The organism is Gordonia desulfuricans NBRC 100010 (assembly GCF_001485495.1).
Taxonomy (GTDB): Bacteria; Actinomycetota; Actinomycetes; order Mycobacteriales; family Mycobacteriaceae; genus Gordonia; species Gordonia desulfuricans.
On sequence record NZ_BCNF01000012.1, the window covers coordinates 123,596 to 144,016 of the forward strand.

General features: G+C 66.9%; 21 protein-coding genes. 14 read left to right on the top strand and 7 right to left on the bottom strand.

Going from position 1 to position 20,421, the window contains the following annotated elements; genetic code table 11:
- Window positions 1-630 precede the first annotated feature (630 nt).
- Window positions 631-1,239 (bottom strand): TetR/AcrR family transcriptional regulator, encoded by a 609-nt coding sequence (locus GD1_RS02180; RefSeq protein ID WP_202927213.1) that lies wholly within the window; start codon window positions 1,237-1,239, stop codon window positions 631-633.
- 106 nt (window positions 1,240-1,345) lie between these two features.
- Here GD1_RS02180 and GD1_RS02185 point away from each other — a divergent pair, with 106 nt between their 5' ends.
- Both GD1_RS02185 and GD1_RS02190 read left to right on the top strand, forming a co-directional pair.
- Window positions 1,346-2,353: an alcohol dehydrogenase catalytic domain-containing protein gene (locus tag GD1_RS02185; RefSeq protein ID WP_238404007.1), complete on the top strand. Its 1,008-nt coding sequence runs from the start codon at window positions 1,346-1,348 to the stop codon at window positions 2,351-2,353.
- Between the two features lie 201 nt (window positions 2,354-2,554).
- Window positions 2,555-3,469, top strand: coding sequence for a LysR family transcriptional regulator (locus tag GD1_RS02190; RefSeq protein WP_083533792.1), 915 nt, complete (start codon window positions 2,555-2,557; stop codon window positions 3,467-3,469).
- Window positions 3,470-3,503: 34 nt separating this feature from the next.
- On the opposite strand, the gene GD1_RS02195 is transcribed toward GD1_RS02190, so the two are convergent.
- From GD1_RS02195 to GD1_RS02215, 5 genes are all read right to left on the bottom strand, one after another.
- A complete protein-coding gene (locus tag GD1_RS02195) occupies window positions 3,504-4,097 on the bottom strand; it encodes a TetR/AcrR family transcriptional regulator (protein ID WP_053776727.1) in 594 nt (197 codons plus the stop codon).
- A 156-nt stretch (window positions 4,098-4,253) separates the two neighbouring features.
- Complete coding sequence (locus GD1_RS02200; protein WP_020790948.1) at window positions 4,254-5,231, bottom strand: NAD(P)H-dependent flavin oxidoreductase; 978 nt, start codon at window positions 5,229-5,231, stop codon at window positions 4,254-4,256.
- A 42-nt stretch (window positions 5,232-5,273) separates the two neighbouring features.
- Window positions 5,274-6,428 (bottom strand): acyl-CoA dehydrogenase family protein, encoded by a 1,155-nt coding sequence (locus tag GD1_RS02205; RefSeq protein WP_020790946.1) that lies wholly within the window; start codon window positions 6,426-6,428, stop codon window positions 5,274-5,276.
- Window positions 6,429-6,540: 112 nt separating this feature from the next.
- Window positions 6,541-7,950: an aldehyde dehydrogenase family protein gene (locus GD1_RS02210; protein ID WP_059035355.1), complete on the bottom strand. Its 1,410-nt coding sequence runs from the start codon at window positions 7,948-7,950 to the stop codon at window positions 6,541-6,543.
- A complete protein-coding gene (locus GD1_RS02215) occupies window positions 7,947-10,025 on the bottom strand; it encodes an acetate--CoA ligase family protein (RefSeq protein WP_238404005.1) in 2,079 nt (692 codons plus the stop codon). Before GD1_RS02215 ends, GD1_RS02210 begins: the two co-directional genes overlap by 4 nt.
- A gap of 361 nt (window positions 10,026-10,386) precedes the next feature.
- Here GD1_RS02215 and GD1_RS24595 point away from each other — a divergent pair, with 361 nt between their 5' ends.
- From GD1_RS24595 to GD1_RS02230, 3 genes are read left to right on the top strand one after another with little or no spacing between them, the layout of a single operon-like run.
- Window positions 10,387-10,578: a hypothetical protein gene (locus GD1_RS24595; protein WP_020790300.1), complete on the top strand. Its 192-nt coding sequence runs from the start codon at window positions 10,387-10,389 to the stop codon at window positions 10,576-10,578.
- Window positions 10,575-12,101 (top strand): cytosine permease, encoded by a 1,527-nt coding sequence (locus tag GD1_RS02225; protein WP_202927212.1) that lies wholly within the window; start codon window positions 10,575-10,577, stop codon window positions 12,099-12,101. The genes GD1_RS24595 and GD1_RS02225 overlap by 4 nt, the downstream gene beginning before the upstream one ends.
- A 45-nt stretch (window positions 12,102-12,146) precedes the next feature.
- Window positions 12,147-13,253: a zinc-binding dehydrogenase gene (locus GD1_RS02230; RefSeq protein WP_059035357.1), complete on the top strand. Its 1,107-nt coding sequence runs from the start codon at window positions 12,147-12,149 to the stop codon at window positions 13,251-13,253.
- A gap of 9 nt (window positions 13,254-13,262) precedes the next feature.
- On the opposite strand, the gene GD1_RS02235 is transcribed toward GD1_RS02230, so the two are convergent.
- Window positions 13,263-14,108: a DUF2127 domain-containing protein gene (locus GD1_RS02235; protein WP_083533794.1), complete on the bottom strand. Its 846-nt coding sequence runs from the start codon at window positions 14,106-14,108 to the stop codon at window positions 13,263-13,265.
- Window positions 14,109-14,563: 455 nt separating this feature from the next.
- Here GD1_RS02235 and rpsH point away from each other — a divergent pair, with 455 nt between their 5' ends.
- From rpsH to map, 9 genes are all read left to right on the top strand, one after another.
- Window positions 14,564-14,962 (top strand): 30S ribosomal protein S8, encoded by a 399-nt coding sequence (rpsH, locus tag GD1_RS02240; RefSeq protein ID WP_053778034.1) that lies wholly within the window; start codon window positions 14,564-14,566, stop codon window positions 14,960-14,962.
- Between the two features lie 15 nt (window positions 14,963-14,977).
- The gene (rplF, locus tag GD1_RS02245; RefSeq protein ID WP_053778035.1) at window positions 14,978-15,514 is read left to right on the top strand and encodes a 50S ribosomal protein L6; all 537 of its coding nucleotides are present in this window, start codon (window positions 14,978-14,980) and stop codon (window positions 15,512-15,514) included.
- Window positions 15,515-15,517: 3 nt separating this feature from the next.
- Window positions 15,518-15,922, top strand: a complete 405-nt coding sequence (gene rplR, locus GD1_RS02250) for a 50S ribosomal protein L18 (protein ID WP_053778036.1) — start codon at window positions 15,518-15,520, stop codon at window positions 15,920-15,922.
- Between the two features lie 43 nt (window positions 15,923-15,965).
- Entirely contained in the window at window positions 15,966-16,616 is a 651-nt protein-coding gene (gene rpsE / locus GD1_RS02255; RefSeq protein ID WP_059035359.1) for a 30S ribosomal protein S5, read from the top strand.
- A gap of 2 nt (window positions 16,617-16,618) precedes the next feature.
- Complete coding sequence (gene rpmD, locus GD1_RS02260) at window positions 16,619-16,801, top strand: 50S ribosomal protein L30 (protein ID WP_020789576.1); 183 nt, start codon at window positions 16,619-16,621, stop codon at window positions 16,799-16,801.
- The gene (rplO, locus tag GD1_RS02265; protein WP_059035361.1) at window positions 16,801-17,241 is read left to right on the top strand and encodes a 50S ribosomal protein L15; all 441 of its coding nucleotides are present in this window, start codon (window positions 16,801-16,803) and stop codon (window positions 17,239-17,241) included. The genes rpmD and rplO overlap by 1 nt, the downstream gene beginning before the upstream one ends.
- Before the next feature lie 273 nt (window positions 17,242-17,514).
- Window positions 17,515-18,831, top strand: coding sequence for a preprotein translocase subunit SecY (gene secY / locus GD1_RS02270; RefSeq protein ID WP_020789574.1), 1,317 nt, complete (start codon window positions 17,515-17,517; stop codon window positions 18,829-18,831).
- The gene (locus GD1_RS02275; protein WP_020789577.1) at window positions 18,828-19,382 is read left to right on the top strand and encodes an adenylate kinase; all 555 of its coding nucleotides are present in this window, start codon (window positions 18,828-18,830) and stop codon (window positions 19,380-19,382) included. The genes secY and GD1_RS02275 overlap by 4 nt, the downstream gene beginning before the upstream one ends.
- A 99-nt stretch (window positions 19,383-19,481) precedes the next feature.
- Complete coding sequence (gene map / locus GD1_RS02280) at window positions 19,482-20,279, top strand: type I methionyl aminopeptidase (RefSeq protein WP_020789575.1); 798 nt, start codon at window positions 19,482-19,484, stop codon at window positions 20,277-20,279.
- The last annotated feature ends 142 nt before the right edge of the window (window positions 20,280-20,421 follow it).

Genomic DNA, 20,421 nt, shown 5'->3' on the forward strand with positions numbered 1-20,421 from the left:
CCGACGATAGCGATGATCGGGACCAGCACGCACGGTCTGCGGCCTCGTATCCACGGCAGCAGCGACACCGTGGGCGCCGACTGCGCGGACAACCCCCGACCCGTCATCAAGATGACGGACTGCACGCCGCTGCACAAGTTGGTGTCGGCGAGCGAGAACGCAGCCTGGACCGCAATGGCGCACGCGCGTATGCCGGTCGGCCCGGGTTGGAGCCGCCCCGAGACTCGGGTTCGACAACGTTGCAACATCGGCGTGGTGCTGATGAACACGCCGGCCAGGCTCGCCTGGCCACCGCGAACCCGTACGCATCGAGGTCTCAGAAGTGCTGTCCTGGCGAGCTTTTGGCCAAAAAGCCCGTACGAGCGACGAGGAGTTCACCCGGGGAGCGCAGATCTGGAGCTTGAGTCACGAACTCCCGCAGCACTTTTGCGGTCTCCTGGGGCGACGGAGCTCATCGGAAGTCCGTCAATGACGCTCACCCGATGCCCATCGACGTGGCTCCCTGGCCCTGTGTCTCGACGATCGGTCCTGCCCGTCAGCGAACCAGGCTCGTACTTGAGCCGGCGACCGCCGGTGGCGCCCTGAATATCGATACCTCTCCGCTACCGCTTCCGGGTCCGGAGGGTGAGATCACCGGTCGGGTGAACTCGTGACCGCGTGGACTGCCGCGACCAGAGCTTCTCGGTGGCCGGCGAGCCGTTCAGCGGAGCCGTCGGGTTCGGAGGCGAGTGTACGGAGCGCGGGGGAGGCGTTGGCCCACGATGTCGCGATCGCGACGACCAGTGCCAACAGGTCGGCCGGATCGCGTCGGTTGGTGATCACTCCGGCCTGTTGGGCCGCGGCGATGGCAGCGACCTTCGGTCGATAGGTTTCGATCTCGTCGCGACTGGCCTCGGGGCGTTCGAGCTGTGCCCACACGGTCAGTCGAAGCGTGCTCGGGTGTCGGAGAAGGTAGTCGAACAACCGCCCCGCGTAGTCGCCGAGGTCATCGGCCGTGAACGGGACCGTCTGTGCCATCTCCGACAACGCGTGGGTGACCACGACGTCGAACAACTCGGCCTTGTTGCCGAAATGTGCATAGATCGAGCGCTTGTTGGCTGCTGCGGACTCGGCGATCCGGTCCACCCGTGCACCGGCCAGCCCGAAGTGGGCGAACTCTTCGACACCCGCAGCGAGGATACGGGCCTTGGTAGCGGTCGCATCGGGCGGCACCCGATCACAATAACGCACCCTAACCAACCCTTTGTTGACGATCGGAGCTCATCGCGATACGTTCTGAACGAACTAGATAGTTACATTCCGGATCGGCCCCGTTGGACAGAGGTTTGCGATGAAGGCGATTGTGATGACAGGTGCCGGAGAACCCTGGCAGGTTCACGAGCTGCCGATCCCCACCATCGAGCCGGGCCAGGTACTGGTCAAGGTGCTTGCGTCGGGGATGTGCTACACCGACGTGTGGGCGACCGAGGGATACGGCGGCGACATCTATCCGCAGACTCCCGGGCACGAGGTCGTGGGGGAGATCGTCGACGTCGGTGCGGGAGTGCACGGGCGGCAGGTCGGGGATCGCGTGGGAACGACGTGGGTTCAGCAGGCGTGTGGTCGTTGCGACTACTGCTTGCAGAACCGGCCGTTGAGCGGCCAGACCGCAATGAACTGTGTGAGTCCTCGAACCACGGGCTTCGCAGCGCAGGGCGGGCACGCCGAGTACGTCGCGGTCGCTGCCGAAGGAACGGTCCTGCTGCCCGACGGACTGGACTACGTCGATGCCGCCCCGATGATGTGCGCCGGGTACACCACGTGGAGTGGTCTGCGGGATGCCGCGCTGCGGCCTCGGGAACGAATCGCGATCCTGGGTATCGGCGGGTTGGGGCACGTGGCCCTTCAGCTTGCTCACGCGACCGGATTCGAGACGATCGCCATCACCCATTCTCCGGACAAGCGTGACCTGGCCCGGGGACTCGGCGCCGACCACGTCGTCGCCAACGGCACCGAACTCCGCGACCTCGGCGGTGCGGATGTCCTGCTGGTCACCACGAATTCCTTCGATGCCGTCGAGGGAACCCTGGTGGGCCTACGCCCCAACGGCCGAGTGGTGGTCAGTGGGCTGGACTTCACACGGCCGTTTTCCATTCCCTCTGACGGAGTGCCGTTCCACATGATGCGCCACAGCGTCATCGGGTCCACACACGGCGGGCTGGACAAACTGAGCGAAGTCCTCGCGCTCGCCGGAACCGGTGCGGTCAAGCCCATCACCGAGCAATTCGGCCTGGACGACGCGGCCGAGGCGTACGACCGCCTGAAGTCGGGAAAGTTGCGCTTCCGCGGCGTCTTCACTCCCGCCGTTCGCTGACCTCCACCCGGTGACGACGGACCTGCCCGCCCGCCTCGAGTACGGGCATCCCTGTCCACATGTTGCACGAATATCGCTGACTCGCAAGGGTATCCACCAGATCCCCAGTGAACGTCAACATCCCGCGCCGTTCGACGAGAAACGTCGCGCTGATGCTCCCGCCGCATCGAGGTACTCGTTCCATCCAGATAGGACACCAGGGTGACCGACTCGTTGATTTCGTCGTCGAGCAGCCCGCGGTATATCGATCTTCGCCGATTGCACCAGTTCGTCATCGCCGTCGATTCCCCATCGCTACGCGTGGCGGCTGAACAGCTGTTCGTCACCCAGCAAGGGCTTTCCGCATCTCTCCGGCAGCTGGAGGCAGATCTCAATCTGGAGCTGTTCGTCCGAACGAATCGCACCCTTCGCGTATCGCCGGCAGGAGCGGAACTCTATCGACGTGCCCCCGCGTTGTTGGCGGGAGGACGGAGCGCGCTCACGGCAGTCCACCGAATCGTCGAGGAGGCACCACCGTTGTATGTCATCGGGCATACCCCGGATATCTCTGGTGAGGAAGTGCACCACATCCTTGCACCACATCTGCCTGCGCTCTCCGGACAACCGTTGCGGGTCGCCGAGGTCTATCCAGACCGAATCAGGCAGGAACTGCTCGAGGGACGCATCGACTTGGCGCTTCGGCGCACCATCGATCGTTCGCTCGACCTCGACTCCCGTGTGATCGCCTATCACACTCTGCGGCTGGCCGTTTCGTCCCGACACCCCTTGGCTGCGAGGTCTGTGGTCTCGATCGCCGACCTCGCGGACTTCCCGGTGGTGGTCGGCGAACCCGAGCACCGGTCTCTCTATACGGACTACCTGGTGGCACTCTGCCATCGCGAAGGATTTCAGCCGCAGCTCGTCACCAACCCGATCGAAGGCACTCCACCCAGCACGATCATCGCGTCGAGCACCACGAAATGCGCATTCGTCACCGACCCGACCGGACTCACCTACGGCGGGCGGCTCCAAGTGATCGACTTCGACGACCCGCCGAAGGTGCCGGTGCAGGCCGTGTGGTTGCCGCATACGGCATCCCCGGTCCGCGACCGGCTGGTGAAGGACGCGGCAGACTGATCCCCGACGTCTCGTGGCGACCGCTCGCGCCCGATCAGGCGGCGAGGGCGTCGACGTAGGCGTTGACACGATCGAGCATCCGCTCGAGCGTCATCTCGGGTAGCCGCATCAGATTCTGGACACTCATCCCGTCGATCATGGCGACGAGGTTGTCGGCCAGCTCGACCGCGTCGCCGTCGACGATCTGCCCCCGGCGTTGCCCGCCCTCGACCAGCATGCGCACCAGATCGCGCCACTGGCCGTAGAGCCGGGAGTTGATCTCCTGCAAGGTCTCGTCGCGCATACCCTGGGCCCACAGCTCCGCCCACACCCGCCAGGCCCGGATCGACTCGTCGGTGACCGGGAGATAGCTGATCGCGAGATCGCGCAGGGTGGTGAGCGCGTCGGTGTGGTGGTCCTCGAGCAGCTCCCGGCGGCTCTGCAGCGACCGCTCGTAGTTGAGCTCGAACGCTGCGTTGATCACATCGCGTTTGGACTCGAAGTAGTAGTGGATCGTTCCGGAGGACACTCCGGCCCGCTTGGCGACATCGGTCATCCGCAACGACTGCATGCCGATGTCGGCGATCACCTCACATGCCGCGGACAGGATCTGCTCGCGACGCTGGGCCTCGACGTTCGGGCGTGGCACGATCGGGACTCCTTCCGAATGGAGACGGCGCCGGGACTTCGGACCGGCCGCCGGATCGGATCGGGTGAGCGGCCCGCCCACGGTCGACATCGACGCCGGCGATACGCCATGGCCGTCCCCGGGCGGTCGGCCCGGGGACGGCCACAGCGGGTCATCTCATTCCAGATAGCCCGGCAGAATCTTCGACATCATCTGCTCGGCCTCGGCCAGGATCGTGTCGACGACGTCGCGCACCGGCGCGATCTCGTCGATGAGGCCCTGCGACTGCCCGGCCCACCACAGACCGTCGTCGAGGTTGCCCTTCTCCAGGACCTGCTCGCGTCCCCGGGCCCCGGAAGCCAGCTCGGCGACGTCGGCGAAGGTCGCATCCGGCCGGGCGCCCAGCTCCCGGATCTGCTCGGAGATCGTATTGCGGGCCACCCGCGCGGTGTTGCGGAACTCGCGGAACACGATGACGGTGTCGCGCTCGTCGTTGGCCACCAGCTGCTCCTTCACCCGCGGGTGGACCGGTGCCTCGTCGGTGGCCATGAACCGCGTACCCATGTTGATCGCATCGGCACCCAGGGCGAGTGCGGCGACCAGCCCACCGCCGGTGGCGAATCCGCCCGAGGCGACGATCGGTACGGTGAGAACCTTTGCGGCCGCAGGGATCAGGATGAGACCGGGCACGTCGTCCTCACCGGGATGCCCCGCGCACTCGAACCCGTCGATGCTGATCGCGTCCACACCCTTGCGCTCGGCCGACAAAGCATGCCGAACGCTGGTGGCCTTGTGGATCACCTTGATCCCGGCCGCCTTGAAGTCGGGCAGATGCGGTGCGGGACTCGAGCCGGCGGTCTCGACGATCTTGATGCCGGATTCGACGATCGCCGCGCGATACTCGTCGTACGGAACGGGATTGCGGGTGGGCAGGATGGTCAGATTCACCCCGAACGGCTTGTCGGTCATCGACCGCGTCCGGGTGATCTCGGCGGCCAGGGCCTCCGGCGTCGGCTGGCTCAGCGCGGTCAGGAAGCCGAGAGCTCCCGACTCCGCGACCGGCGCAACGAGTTCGGCGGTTCCCACCCCGGTCATCCCGCCGCAGACCAGCGGGTGGGGGACACCGAATTCCTGGGTGAACCGGGTTGTGATCACGTCAGTTGTCTCCTTGGGTCGAATGGTCGGCGGCGGTGACGATCAGAGGTTCCGCGAGATGATCAGGCGCATGATGTCGGAGGTGCCCTCTTCGATCTCCTCGAGCTTCACATCGCGCATCCACTGCTCCACGGGGTACTCGCGTGAGTAGCCCCAGCCGCCGAGGGTCTGCATCGCGGCGTGGGTGACGAACATGGCGGTCTCCGACGCCTGGAGCTTGGCGCGTGCGGCGAGCCCGGTGACGTCGTGGCCGGCGTCGAGCTGCCGGGCGGCATGCAGGGTCATCAGCCACGCCGACTCGATGCGGGTGGCCATGTCGGCCAGGCGGAAGGCCACCGCCTGGTGCTCGATGATCGGCTTGCCGAACTGCGTCCGCTGCCGTGCGTAGTCGAGCGCGAACTCGTAAGCCGCACGGGCAGATCCGGTGGCCGCCGCGGCCAGCACGATCCGCGAGACGTCGAAGGTCTTCATCAGGCCGGTGAACCCCTGGCCCTCCTCACCGAGGCGGTTCTCCTCGGGAACGAATGCCTTGTCGAAGAAGATCTCCCGGCACACGATGGCCCGCTGACCCATCTTCTTCATGGGGTCGCCGAAGGTCATCCCCGGGGTGTCCTTGTGGATCAGGAACGCCGACACACCCCGCGACCGCAGGCTGGTGTCGGTCTTGGCGAACACCACGTACTGGTCGGCGAGACCGGCGTTGGAGATCCAGGCCTTCTGGCCGCTGATCTCGTAGCCGCCGGAGACCCGGTCGGCGCGGGTGGTGATCGATGCGGCGTCCGAGCCGGACCCGGGTTCGGTGGTCGCCAGCGCGGTGTACAGCGGGCTCTGGCCGGTCAGCGGACGCAGCCACTTCTCCTTCTGCTCAGGGGTTCCCAGGACGAGCAGGGGATCGCCGAAGAAGCCGTTGGAGCACACGAAGTTGCCGATTCCGGGGTCGCCCCAGCACAGCACCTCCTGGACCAGGCACTGGGTGAACACGTCGGTGAAGCCGCCGCCGCCGTACTCCTCGGGCAGCATGAAGTCGGTGATACCGGCCTTGGCCGCCTTCTGGAAGATGTCGGTGGGGGAGACGGTGTCGGCCTCGTCGACCTCGCGGCCGCGCGGGCGGATCTCCTTCTCGGCGAACTCGGTGCACAGGGCGATGATGGCGCGCTGCTCGTCGGTGAGGGGCCAGTATTCGGTGGTCGTGGTCATCGATGCTCCTGGTGTTGTGGGTGATCGGATGTGCGTGAGAATCTTCGGCAGAGCGGGCTGACGTGGTGTAACGGGTGAAAACGGTTGTTGCCGAGGGTGATGCTTCGGTGCTTCAGAGATGGATCGCGGTGAGTTCGGTGAACTCGACGAGGCCTTCCACACCGAACTCGCGTCCGAATCCGGACTGTTTCCATCCCCCGAACGGTGCGTGGACGGAGAACTCGGCCTCGTTGACGAACACCTGCCCGGTGTCCAGACGGGCCGCGATGGCGGTGGCGCGGTCGGTGTCGGCCGACCACACCGCCCCGGCGAGGCCGTACGGGGTGGCGTTGGCGATCTCGATCGCGTGCTCGTCGTCGCGGTAACCGTGCACGACGAGCACCGGACCGAAGATCTCCTCCCGGCTGACCGGATGATCGGGTTCGAGTCCGGACACGATCACCGGGCCCTGGAAGTACCCGGTCGAGGGCAGCGGTCGGGGTTCGGGGGAGTCGATCCTGGCGCCCGATGCCGCGGCGGCGGCGATCCGGGTACGGACCTGCTCACGCTGGGTGGCGCTGATCAGCGGCCCGAGTTCGGTTGCGGCGTCGGTGGGATCGCCGACCACCATCTCCGCGGCACGTGCCGTCGCGATCTGCACGGCCTGCTCGACGAGGTCCTCGGGGACCAGCAGCCGGGTCCAGGCGCTGCAGGTCTGCCCGGTGTTGAGCATGCAGGCGTCGACGCTCCAGCGCACCGCGGTGGTGAGATCGGCGTCGTCGCAGACGATGCTCGCCGACTTGCCGCCGAGTTCGAGGGTCACCCGCGCCACCCGGTCGACGGCCGCGGTGGCCACCGCCCGCCCGACCCGGGTGGAGCCGGTGAACGAGACCAGGGCGACCCCGGGATGGGCGGCCAGTCCGGCACCGACATCAACACCGGTGCCGGGGACGAGGTTGACGACGCCGGGCGGCAGGCCGGCCTCGAGGGTCGCCTCGGCGAACAGATACGCCGACAGCGGGGTGAGCTCGGATGGCTTGTGCACCATGGTGGTTCCCGCGGCCAGTGCGGCCCCGGCCTTCGCCGCGAGCTGGTAGAACGGATAGTTCCACGGCGTGATGAGCCCCACCACGCCGGCGGCCCGGTGCAGCAGCCGCACGTTGTCGCGGGTCTGGACGAAGTCGAAGGTTCGCGCGTAACCGGCTGCGGCCGAGAGGATGTCGAGCGAGGCGTCGACATGCCATTCACGGGCGACGGCGATCGGGGCCCCGACCTCGGCGACGGTGAGGTCCACCAGCTCGTCGCGGTGGGACCGCAGCACCTCGACCAGACGGTCGATGTGATCGGCCCGGACCGGCGGTGGCGTCGACGACCAGGCGGGCAATGCCGCTGTCGCGGCCGCGACGGCCTCGTCCACATCGCCCGGACCGCACAGCGCTCCGGTACCGACATACTCTGTGGTCGCAGGGTTCTCGACGTCGAGGGTGGCGGCGACCGGCTTCCATCGGCCGCCGATCAGGGCGTCGTCGCGGTCGGTTCTCATCGTGGTCCCTCGGTGTCTGCGCGGCGGACGACGAGTGCGTCGGCGGCGAGTGACCCGCCGGGACCGACCCGGACGGGATTGATCTCGAGTTCGGCGATGGTGTCGTCGGCGACGAGGATCTCCGAGACCCGGGCGATCACCGCCGCCAGGGAATCGATGTCGACGGCGGGTTTGCCGCGCCACCCGGTGAGCAGCCGCCATGACGTCAGGGTGGTCAGCATGTCCCGGGCGGTGGCGACGTCGACCGGTGCGAGCTCGGTGCGTACGTCCTGCCAGAGTTCGGCCTCGGTGCCGCCGCCACCGACGGTGATGGTGGGGCCGAGGTCGCGGTCGCGGCGTGCCCCGACGAGGATCTCCACCACGTTGCGGTCGGTGTCCTGCTCTTCGAGGACGTACTCGCCGTGCCCCAGTCGTTGTTGCATGTCGAGCAGTGCCGCGGTGGCCAGCGCCGCATCGGCCAGTCCGAGGGCGATCCCGCCGACCTCGGTCTTGTGGGCGATCCAGCCTGCCTTGAGTACGTAGGGGGCGGTCAGCTCCGCGGTGGCGGCCTCGACGTCGGCGCCGCAGGTCACCGTGCGTGCGGGGGCGAACCGGATCCCGTGTTGTTGCAACGAGTCCCGGGCGTTGCCGTAGGTGTCCGACGGGCCGAGCCGGATCGGGTCGAGCGGGGCGACGGTGCGGCCCTGGTGGATGCGCGCGAGGTTGGCGTGGCCGAGGGAGCGCAGGGCGCGTGCGATGTCGTGGTGCACCGGGATGCCGTGGTCGCGCAGCCGGTACACGGTGGGGGAGTCGGCGCTCATGCTGTGCACGATGAGCGGGACCCGATGCAACGCGACGAGATCGGCCAGCTCGTCGGCGACGTCGAGTTCGAGCGGGACCAGGCTCGGGGTGTCGGTGCCGTAGCACCCGAAGTAGCCGGTCAGGATCACCGCGTCGACCTCGCCGGAGGACGCGAGGGTCCGGTACATCTGCGCATAGGTGCGCAGGTCGGCCTCCCCGGCACCGGCCAGGTCGATCGGATTGGACGTCGCCGCCGCGTCGTTGAGGTGGCGGTGCAGCTCGGTCTGGAGATCGGCCGACAGGGAGGGGACATCGAGGTCGACGCGGCTGGCGACGTCGGCGGCGATCCCGCCCTGGCCGCCGCTGTCGCTGACGATGGCGACGCGGTTGCCGGCCGGGACGCCCACCGATCCGAGGAGCCCGGCCAGGTCGACCAGTTCGAGGGGGGTGTCCACCCGCACCGCGCCGGCGGCCCGGCAGGCCGCGTCGATCAGGTCGGTCGACGAGGTCAGCGATCCGGTGTGGCTGGCCGCCAGTCGTCGGCTGCTCTCGCTGGCACCGGTCGACAGGACGATCACCGGCTTTCCGGCATCACGGAGCTTACGCAGTGCCGCAACGATTTCCGGTCCGTCACCGAAGCTCTCGAGATAGACCGCCACCGCCTCGGTGGCGGTGTGCGAGACCAGGTCGTCGAGCACCTCGCGGGCGCTGACGTCCCACTGGTTGCCGACCGACACGAACCGCGAGACACCGAGCCCGGCGTCGTCGGCGAATCCGGCGATCTCCGAGCCGAGCTGGCCGCTCTGCGAGACGATCGCCAACGCGCCCTTGGTGAACTCGCCCCATGCCAGCTGGAGGTCTGACTCGGCGTCGAAGAGTCCCAGGCTGTTGGGCCCCACCATCCGGGCGCCGTGCAGGTCGAGCACGTCGCGGACGGCGTCGGGTGCACTCAGGGCGGCGGTGATGGTCAGGAATGCCTTGGTGCCGAGTGCGGCGGCATCGCTCACCACGCCGGCCACATGGTTTCCGGGGACACAGACGACGACCAGTTCGGGGACGCCCGGCAGGTCGGTGATGTCGGCGTAGGTGCGATGGCCGAGGACGTCGTTGCCGGTGCGGTTGACCAGCCAGACCTCACGTTGGGTGAGTCCCTTGAGAGCGCCCTTGGCGATCCAGTGGCCCCACTTGGTCGGATCTGCTGATGCCCCGACCACCGCCACCGATCGCGGGGTGCGGAAGGCGGCGAACGCGGCGTCGGTGGGCTGGGCGGTCGCCAGACCGTTGCTTGCACTCAAGGGATGTCCTTTCGCGGGACCGGGAAGGTGGGACGGCGGGAAGCGGCATCGCATCGTTGTCGTGCCTGGTGGCGGAGGGTGTCGAGCCGGTGGTGACGGCTGCGGTCCGACTCCGTCCGTCGGGGTGTGATGAACGAAAACTAGCGATAACTGGTCCGTCAGTCAACTATTTTTTTCGACTTTTCCGATTTCCTGTACACGGGGCACCTTCATCGGTTTAGATCCTGACTGACGCGTTGATCAGTAATTCGCCGAATCATCGTCGCCGCCCGTCACGGAGTGGCGCGAGACATCACAATGAGTGCAGCCGCAGACGCAGTTCTGCGCGTGCGGTGCTCAGGGCAGTCAAGGAGTCAGACCGATGACACGAAGTACACCTCCCGCCGGGCCGGCGGAGTACGAGAGCGAACTCGACCGACGGATCCGTCTTCTGGAGTCCGAGGGGACCGAGGAGTCCGTACTCGACGACCTGCCGATCCGGGACCTCGTGTGCGCGGTGGTCGGACTCGCGGTGATCGTGGTGGCGATGGTCGCGTGGGGGTACCCGTGGTGAGCACCCCGGACACGACGGGCGGCCATGGGAACGACCGCGATACCGAGGCGGGCCGACGCGTCGAGAAGGGTGGGGGGCAAGGTCACGACGCCGCCACCAACGAGCAGCCGCTGCTGCGGTCCGAACGGATCTGGTCGTTCCGCAAGTTCAGCGGGATGAACATCACCTTCTCCATCGCCACGTGGGCGTTCCTGCAGGGCGGTGCGGTCGCGGCCTTCGTCGGCGCGAAGGCGGCGATCGCGAGCATCGTCATCGGATACGGCATCAGCGTGCTGCTGGTGTCCCTGGCTCCGTGCATCCCCACCGCGAAATACGGCTTCGAGATGTTCTACGGACTCCGGAGCATCTTCGGTCCGCGCGGCATCAAGGTGATCATGGTGGTGATCGCCATCGAACTCGCCGCGTGGGTCGCACTCCTGGGCATCACGGTGGGCCACTCGGCGACCAACGTGGCCGACTCCCTCACCGGATCGTCGTGGGCGACGTCGTCGGCGGTGGTCACGATCGCCGCACTCATCGCGATCGTCCTGTCCTGGGTGCTGCTGTCCAAGGGACCCGAGCGGGTGGGTCGCGTCGGCGACATCGCGGCGCCGGTACTCGTGGCCATCACCGTCGCGATGCTCGTGATGATCTTCACCAAGGTGTCGGTGTCGGAGCTGTTCGCCGCCGAGCCGCTGGTCCCGATGGAGAACAAACACCTCGCCTTCATGATCGCCGTCGAGCTGAACATCGCGGGCGGGTTCGCCTGGTATCCGGCCATCGGCAACCTCGCCCGGCTCACCAACACCCCCCGGGCCTCGTTCTGGCCCAACATGCTCGGCCTGTTCGCCGCGTCGTCGTTCGCCGCGATCGTCGGTGCCTTCGCCGCGCTGACGCTGGGATCCGACGACCCGACGGTCTGGATGATCCCCCTCGGCGGTGCGGTCCTGGGCATCCTGATCCGGGCGTTCATCGCCTTCGCGAACCTGACGAGCATGGTCACACAGGCCTACTCCGCGCTCATGGTGACGCTCGGGATCAACACGTCCATCAAGAAGATCCCGTGGGTGCTGCTCACCGCGCTGTTCCTGGTGCCGGTGGGGGTGATCTGTTTGTTCCCCGAGTTCCTCTACGACAGCTACGGGCGCTTCCTCACCTGGGTCGCCACCCTGATGGCACCGCTCTGCGCCATCCAGCTGGTCGACTTCTTCATCCTCCGGCGTCGTCGGATCGACCTGCGGCAGCTGTATGCCGATGTCGGGGTGTCGAACTACACGTACTGGCGCGGCTGGAATCCCGTCGCCTTCGGTGCCCTGGCGCTGGGTGTGGCCACCTATGTCACGATGCTGCACCCGGTCAGCTACGAACCCAATCCCGGCTTCCAGTACCTGGGGGCGTTCCTGCCGTCGTTCCTGGTGGCGGGCACCTCATATCTGCTGGGCACCGTGTTGATCAACCGGCCGGCCGGGCGGGGTGGCTACCGCCCGGTCCCGGAACCGGTATCGGCGCAGCGGGATTCACCCAGTCCCGCCGCCACCCGATGAGACCCGAGGGCCGATGAACATGAACAGAACGGAACGGAACGCGGTATGACCACGGTGCGAGGAGCCGTCCTCGAGGGAACACGGCAGGTACGAGTACGTGAGGTCCAGCTCGACGGACCCGGACGCGACGAGGTCGAGGTGGAGGTGGCGGCCGCCGGGGTCTGTCACTCGGATCTGCATGTGGTGACCGGGGAATGGGAGGTCGCCACACCGACCGTCCTCGGCCACGAAGGATCCGGTGTGGTCACCGCGGTGGGGGAGGGCGTCACTGCACTCGAGGTGGGCGATCACGTGGTGCTGTCCTGGGTCGCCAACTGCACCCGGTGCCGACAGTGCCTGGCCGGCAGGCCGGTCCAGTGCAGCACCTATGCCGAGATCATCAGCCCCCGTGGGGTTCTCTTCGACGGGACCAGCCGCCTCGGCGTCGACGGTGAGACCGCCTACCACTACCTCGGGGTGTCGTCCTTCGCCGACCGGGTGGTGGTCCCGGCCACCGGGGCGATCAAGGTCCGCAAAGACGCACCGCTGCAAGACATCGCACTCCTGGGCTGCGGCGTGGCGACCGGTGTCGGTGCGGTCCGCAACACCGCGCAGGTCACCCCGGGGTCGACGGTCGCCGTGATCAGTTGCGGCGGCGTCGGACTCTCGTGCATCCAGGGTGCGCGCAATGCCGGTGCGGCCACCATCGTCGCCGTCGACGTCGTCGCATCCAAACTCGACCTCGCGCGCGTGCTGGGCGCCACCGAGACCGTCGACACCGCCGGCGTCGCCGATCCCGGTGCGGCACTTCGCGAGGTGATGCCGGGCGGCTTCGACTTCGTCTTCGACGCCATTGGCCGCGTCTCGACCACCGAGACCGCGATTGCCGCACTGGCGTTGGGCGGGGCGGCCGTCATCGTCGGCATGCCGCCGACCGGCAGCGTCGCCCGGTTCGACCCGCTCGCGCTCGCCGCCGCCGACCAGCGGATCCTCGGATGCAACTACGGCTCGATCGTGCCCTCCCGCGACATCCCCGACCTGGTGGACGGCGTCATGGACGGCCGCATCGATCTGGCCTCGATGATCTCGGCCCGACGGCCGTTGTCGGAGGCCGCCGACGCGCTCGCCGACCTGGAAGGCGGTGGCGCACTGCGGCAGTTGCTCATCCCCTGAGTGATCCGATCAGCGGGCCGGTGTGCGCTCGTCGGGGTCGGGGCTGTCGGTGCCGGCCCCATCCGGGTGCCCCGCCGCCAGATCCGTTCGGTGCGCACCGGATTCGCTGACGGCGGCATGCTCCACGGTCAACAGGCTTGCGGCACTGTGCTCCTCGCGGTAGGCGGCCTCTCCGCCACGCGCACCGAAGAGTCGTTTACGCCAGATCAGCCACACCACCGCGGCCACGTTGACCACCAGCAGGCCGACACGGACGACGGTGACCCGCTCGGTGAGTTCGTAGACCTCGAGCGGGATGAAGACACTGGTGACGACCACCGCGAAGTACTCACCCCAGCGTCGGGCGAACCACAGCCCGTAACACTCCACGAATTCGCTTGCCGCATAGACGATGAGCGCACACCCGAGCAGGACGATGGTGGTGGACGACAAGGTGAACGCCCGCTCGATCAGCTGCACCACCCGGGAATCGTCGATGTTCCAGCCGACCTGGTCGGCGATCGGCTTCAGCAGCGGCAACTCGGCGTCGAACTTCTCGGACAGCGTCTGCTGACTGTGCCGGATCTCGATCACCAGAATCCCGGCGATCAACAGGAACAACCCGCGCAGCAGTCGCTCGACGGCGAGCAAGCGCATGATGATCAGATCCCGCAGCAAAGCGCCGCGCGGGACCTCCGGCGCCGCGTCGGCCGGACCGCTACCACGGGGCGGACCGGCCACGAAGTCACCACACCGCAGACAACGCCACGCCTGCCCCGCCGCGCTGTCCACATGCAGCCGGTCGGCGAGGGCCGGCTCGTCCGGCCGATAGGTGTGATGGCCGCGAACGCCGCACGACAGCAGTTCCCAGTTCATTGGCCGAGAATAGGGGACCGACGTCGGTCGGGGTCGGCTTCATGGTCACGTGCCGCTGCGAGCGTCGGGGGTGGTTGCGTCCCGGGGTGGGCTGCGGAGATCTCGACACGGGTCCTCGCCCTGGGGGCTCGGTCCCGGCTCGATCATCGGGGGGAGTGGGATCTCGACTCGGGTCCTCGCCCTGGGGGCTCGGTCCCGGCTCGATCAGCGAGGTGGGTGGGGCATCGATTTGGTCCTGAGCTCGGTGTTCTCTACACTAGAGCGGTTGCCTGTGCACTTCAGGTGCTCGGGACACAACTGAATAGTCTCCGGTGCCGGCGAAAAGCCAAGGGCACCGGCGACGAGAACCTTCAGATACAACTATCCACTTCGTGGAAGGCCCACCGCAGGTCAGGGATGAAAATCCCGGTACTGCGTTGTATGGGAACCGCTACGAGAAAGGTTGACGGTCAACCATGACCATGACTGACCCGATCGCAGACTTCTTGACGCGTCTGCGTAACGCCAACTCGGCGTTCCATGACGAGGTGACTCTTCCCTCGTCGAAGATCAAGGTGAACATCGCCGAGATCCTCAAGCGTGAGGGCTACATCACCGACTACCGCGTCGAGGACGCGGAGGTCGGCAAGAGCCTCGTCGTCACCCTCAAGTACGGCCCCAGCCGTGAGCGCAGCATCGCCGGTCTGCGTCGCGTGTCCAAGCCGGGTCTGCGTGTGTACGCCAAGTCCAACAACCTGCCCAAGGTCCTCGGCGGCCTCGGCGTGGCGATCATCTCCACGTCGTCCGGTCTGCTCACCGATCGTCAGGCAGCCAACCAGGGTGTGGGCGGCGAAGTCCTCGCCTACGTCTGGTAAGGGAGGTAGCAACACATGTCACGTATCGGTAAGAACCCGATCCAGATCCCGGCCGGTGTCACCGTCTCCGTCGACGGTCAGAACGTCACCGTCAAGGGACCCAAGGGTGAGCTCACCCACGCCGTCACCGAGCCGATCGCCGTCGCCCAGGAAGACGGCGCCATCGTGGTGACCCGCCCCAACGACGAGCGTCGCAGCCGTGCCCTGCACGGACTGAACCGCACGCTGGTCGCCAACCTGGTCACCGGCGTCACGCAGGGCTACACCAAGAAGATGGAGATCTTCGGTGTCGGTTACCGCGTGCAGGCCAAGGGCCGTGACCTCGAGTTCGCACTCGGGTACAGCCATCCCGTGCCGATCGAGGCTCCCGAGGGCATCACCTTTGCCGTCGAGTCGCCCACCAAGTTCTCGGTGTCGGGTATCGACAAGCAGCAAGTCGGCGAGATCTCGGCGGTCATCCGCCGCCTGCGTCGTCCGGACCCCTACAAGGGCAAGGGCATTCGCTACGAGGGTGAGCAGATCCGTCGCAAGGTCGGAAAGACGGGTAAGTAAGCCATGAGTGATACCGCAACCAAGAACGATCGCAAGCCCCTCGGCAAGGACGTCTCGACCCGTCGTCGCACCGCGACCACCCGTCGTCACTTCCGCCTGCGCAAGAAGGTCTCCGGCACGCCGGAGCGTCCGCGCATGGCCGTCAAGCGCTCGAGCCGTCACATCCACGTTCAGGTCATCGACGACCTGGCCGGCAAGACCCTGGCCGCCGCGTCGACCATCGAGGCCGACGTCCGCGCCGCCGGTGGCGACAAGTCGGCACAGGCCCGCAAGGTCGGCGAGCTGATCGCCGCCCGCGCCAAGGCTGCCGGTGTCGAGGCCGTCGTGTTCGACCGTGGTGGCAAGGAGTACCACGGCCGGATCGCCGCACTCGCCGACGCCGCCCGCGAGGGAGGTCTGAGCTTCTGATGACCACTCTTATCCTCACCAACATGACCGGAGGGAACCTCTGATGCCCGGACGTCAGCGTGTCGGCGGAAACGGACCCGCCGGTAACGACAACAACAACCCGAACGCCGGTGGCGATCGCAACGACCGTCGCGGTGGCCGCGACCGTCGCGGCGGTGACCGCGGTGGCCGCGACCAGGATCGCAACCAGCTCGAGCGCGTCGTCGCGATCAACCGTGTCTCCAAGGTGGTCAAGGGTGGCCGCCGGTTCTCCTTCACCGCCCTCGTGGTGGTCGGTGACGGCCAGGGCATGGTCGGCGTCGGCTACGGCAAGGCCAAGGAAGTTCCGGCCGCGATCCAGAAGGGCGTCGAAGAGGCTCGCAAGAACTTCTTCCGCGTTCCGCTGATCGGTGGCACCGTGACCCACCCGGTCCAGGGCGAGGCCGCTGCCGGTGTCGTGATGCTGCGTCCGGCCAGCCCGGGTACCGGTGTGATCGCCGGTGGCGCCGTGCGTGCCGTGCTCGAGTGCGCCGGTGTGCGTGACGTGCTGGCCAAGAGCCTCGGCTCGGACAACGCCATCAACGTCGTCCACGCGACCGTGGCAGCCCTGAAGATGCTGCAGCGTCCGGAAGAGGTCGCCGCACGTCGTGGTCTGCCGATCGAAGATGTCGCTCCCGCGGGCATGCTCCGGGCGCGCGCAGGGCAGGGAGTCTAACCATGGCCGAGCTGAAGATCACCCAGATCAAGGGCACCATCGGTACCAAGAAGAACCAGCGTGACAGCCTGCGGACCCTCGGATTGAAGGGCATCCGCAAGAGCGTCACCCGCGAGGACAATGCGGTCAATCGCGGCCTCATCAACGTGGTGCGGCACCTCGTGACAGTCGAAGAGGTTAAGTAATGACCATCAAGCTCCATCACCTTCGCCCCGCACCGGGCGCGAAGACCGAGAAGACTCGCGTGGGTCGCGGTGAGGGCTCCAAGGGTAAGACCGCCGGTCGCGGCACCAAGGGCACCAAGGCCCGCAAGAACGTTCCCGCCGGCTTCGAGGGCGGCCAGATGCCGATCCACATGCGGCTGCCGAAGCTCAAGGGCTTCACCAACCGCAACCGGATCGAGTACCAGGTCGTCAACGTCGGCGACATCGCGAAGCTGTTCCCGCAGGGCGGCACCATCGGCGTCGACGAGCTCGTCGCCGCGGGTGCGGTTCGCAAGAACCAGCTCGTGAAGGTCCTGGGCGACGGTGAGCTGGGCGTGGCGGTCAACGTCACCGCCAACAAGTTCACCGCGTCGGCCAAAGAGAAGATCGCCGCTGCCGGTGGCAGCGTGACCGAGCTCTGACATATCCGATATGTGCCGGGTCCGCAGTGGGAGGCGAGCAATCGTCCCTGCTGCGGACTTCGGTGTTCTGTCGTCATCGGTGAGGCGGTCCGCCGCGGATGTCGTGCGATCGTCGGAACACGACGACGTCACAGCGTCCGTCTGACCGGCATCGATCCGACGGCTGTTAGAGTTTCACACGGTGTTGCCCAGCAACCCGATCAACGTCGATAGCCGAGCACGTGCAACCGGGATCCCGGTGACCCTGATGCGTGGTCGTCCAAGGAGGAATTAGTGCTCTCCCCCCTCGTCGCGGCCTTTCGGACGCCCGATCTGAGGAAGAAGATCCTCTTCGTCGTCGGCATCATCGTGCTCTATCGACTGGGTGCGACGGTCCCGTCACCGGGAGTGAACTACAAGGTCGTCCACGAGTGCCTCGACACGCTCAACAGCGGTGGCGGCAACCAGGTCTACTCGCTGATCAACCTGTTCTCCGGCGGCGCGCTGCTTCAGCTGTCGGTGTTCGCGATCGGCATCATGCCGTACATCACGGCGAGCATCATCGTGCAGCTGCTGACCGTGGTCATCCCGCGCTTCGAACAGTTGCGCAAGGAAGGCCAGTCCGGGCAGGCCAAGATGACGCAGTACACCCGCTACCTGACGGTGGCGCTGGCATTGCTGCAGGCCACCGGCATCGTCGCGCTCGCCGACCGCGGAAATCTGCTGCCGTCCAACTGTGATCAGCCGCTCAACGACCAGTCCATCTTCGGCCTGGCGATCATCGTGCTGGTCATGACCGCCGGTGCCTGCCTGGTCATGTGGTTCGGTGAGCTGATCACCGAGCGCGGCATCGGCAACGGTATGTCGCTGCTGATCTTCGCCGGTATCGCCGCCCGCATCCCCGCCGAGGGACGCACCATCCTCACCAGCCGCGGCGGCCTCGTCTTCGCCCTCGTGTGTCTGGCCGCACTCATCATCGTCGTCGGCGTGGTGTTCATCGAGCAGGGCCAGCGCCGGATTCCGGTGCAGTACGCCAAGCGCATGGTGGGCCGCAAGATGTACGGCGGGTCGTCGACGTACCTGCCTCTGAAGGTCAACCAGGCCGGCGTCATCCCGGTGATCTTCGCGTCATCGCTGCTGTATCTGCCGCAGTTGATCGTGGAACTCACCAGGGGGACGGACGCCCCCAACGGGTGGCAGCAATGGGTCATGACGTACCTGACCGACCCGAGCAATTACGTCTACATCATCGTCTACTTCCTGATGATCATCTTCTTCACGTACTTCTACGTGGCGGTGACCTTCAATCCGGAAGAACGCGCCGATGACATGAAGAAGTACGGCGGCTTCATCCCAGGGATTCGTCCCGGTCAACCGACCGCTGACTACCTCGGATATGTGCTGAGCCGCATCACCCTGCCAGGCTCCATCTACCTGGGTATCATCGCCGTACTGCCGAACCTGTTCCTCGAGATCGGGAACAGCGGTGGTGTACAGAACTTGCCATTTGGGGGCACGGCCGTCCTGATCATGGTCGGTGTGGGTCTGGACACCATGAAGCAGATCAACAGTCAATTGATGCAACGCAAGTACGAAGGATTCCTGAAGTGAGACTTGTCATTCTCGGCCCCCCCGGAGCAGGTAAGGGTACCCAGGCGGAACTGCTGAGCGAAGCGCTCGGCATCCCCCACATCTCCACCGGAGACCTGTTCCGCGCGAACATCTCACAGGGAACGCCGGTCGGTATCGAGGCCAAGCGTTACCTCGACGCCGGTGACCTCGTGCCGTCGGAGATCACCGTCGACATGGTTCGGGCCCGCGTGTCCGAGCCGGACGCCGCCAAGGGCTTCATCCTCGACGGGTTCCCGCGGTCCACCGAGCAGGCAGACGCCCTCAAGGACATCCTCGCCGCCGGCGGCGGATCGCTCGACGCCGTGCTGTCGTTCGTCGTCGACGCCGACGTCGTGGTGGAGCGGATGCTAGCCCGCGGCCGTGCCGACGACACCGAGGCCGTCATCCGCAACCGCATGTCGGTGTACCAGTCGGAGACCGCGCCGCTGCTCGACTACTACGGCGACCAGGTCAAGACGATCGACGCCGTCGGCGACATCAACGATGTGCACCAGCGCGTGCTGAGCGCTCTCGGGGCGGGCGTCTCCTAGGAGACACACTCTCGCGAGACACCACAGTGATCTCCCGACGCCGGGCCACACCGATCGATCGGTGTGGCCCGGCGTCCTATTTGCTCAAGGGGTTTGGACATGGGATTCCGTAAGAAGCGCGTACCGTTCCGCAGCGCGGGCGAACTCGACGCGATGGCCGCAGCCGGTGCGATCGTCGGGGCCGCGCTCGTCGCCGTGCGCGATGCCGCGAAGGTCGGTGTGAGCACACTCGACCTCGACGAGGTGGCCGAGACCGTCATCCGTGAGGCCGGGGCCGTGCCGTCGTTCAAGGGCTACCACGGCTTTCCCGGGTCGATCTGCTCGTCGGTCAACGACGTGGTGGTACACGGAATCCCGTCGGCCGACGTGGTGCTCGCCGAGGGTGACCTCGTGTCGATCGACTGCGGTGCCATCCTGGACGGCTGGCATGGGGACTCCGCCTGGACCTTCGGCGTGGGCACACTCTCACCGGAGGACACCGAACTGTCGGAGGCCACCCGGCTGTCCATGGAGGCCGGGATCGCGGCGATGATCGAGGGCAACCGGCTCACCGACATCTCGCACGCGATCGAGAACGGCACCCACGACGCCGAGCGGAAGTTCGGCCGGCCCTTCGGCATCGTCGACGGTTACGGCGGACACGGAATCGGCCGCGAGATGCACATGGATCCGTTCCTGGCCAACGAGGGTGCACCCGGCAAGGGCCCGCACCTGGTGATCGGGTCGACCCTGGCGATCGAACCGATGCTGACCCTCGGCACCTGCGACACCTCGGTGCTCGACGACGACTGGACCGTCGTCACCGATGACGGCACCCGCTCGGCCCACTGGGAACACACCGTCGCCGTCACCGCCGACGGCCCACGCATCCTGACCCCGCGACCCGCAGGGGCCTGACACCGCAACCTCTCTGCCACACCGGCCGGTCCGTCCGGTCCGGGCGGCCGGGTAGGGCCGGCGGGAGCCGGTCGGGCGGACATCGGATTCACGCCGTCGGCGACGAATTCGGGACCCGATCCCGCTCACCGGACCTAGCGGG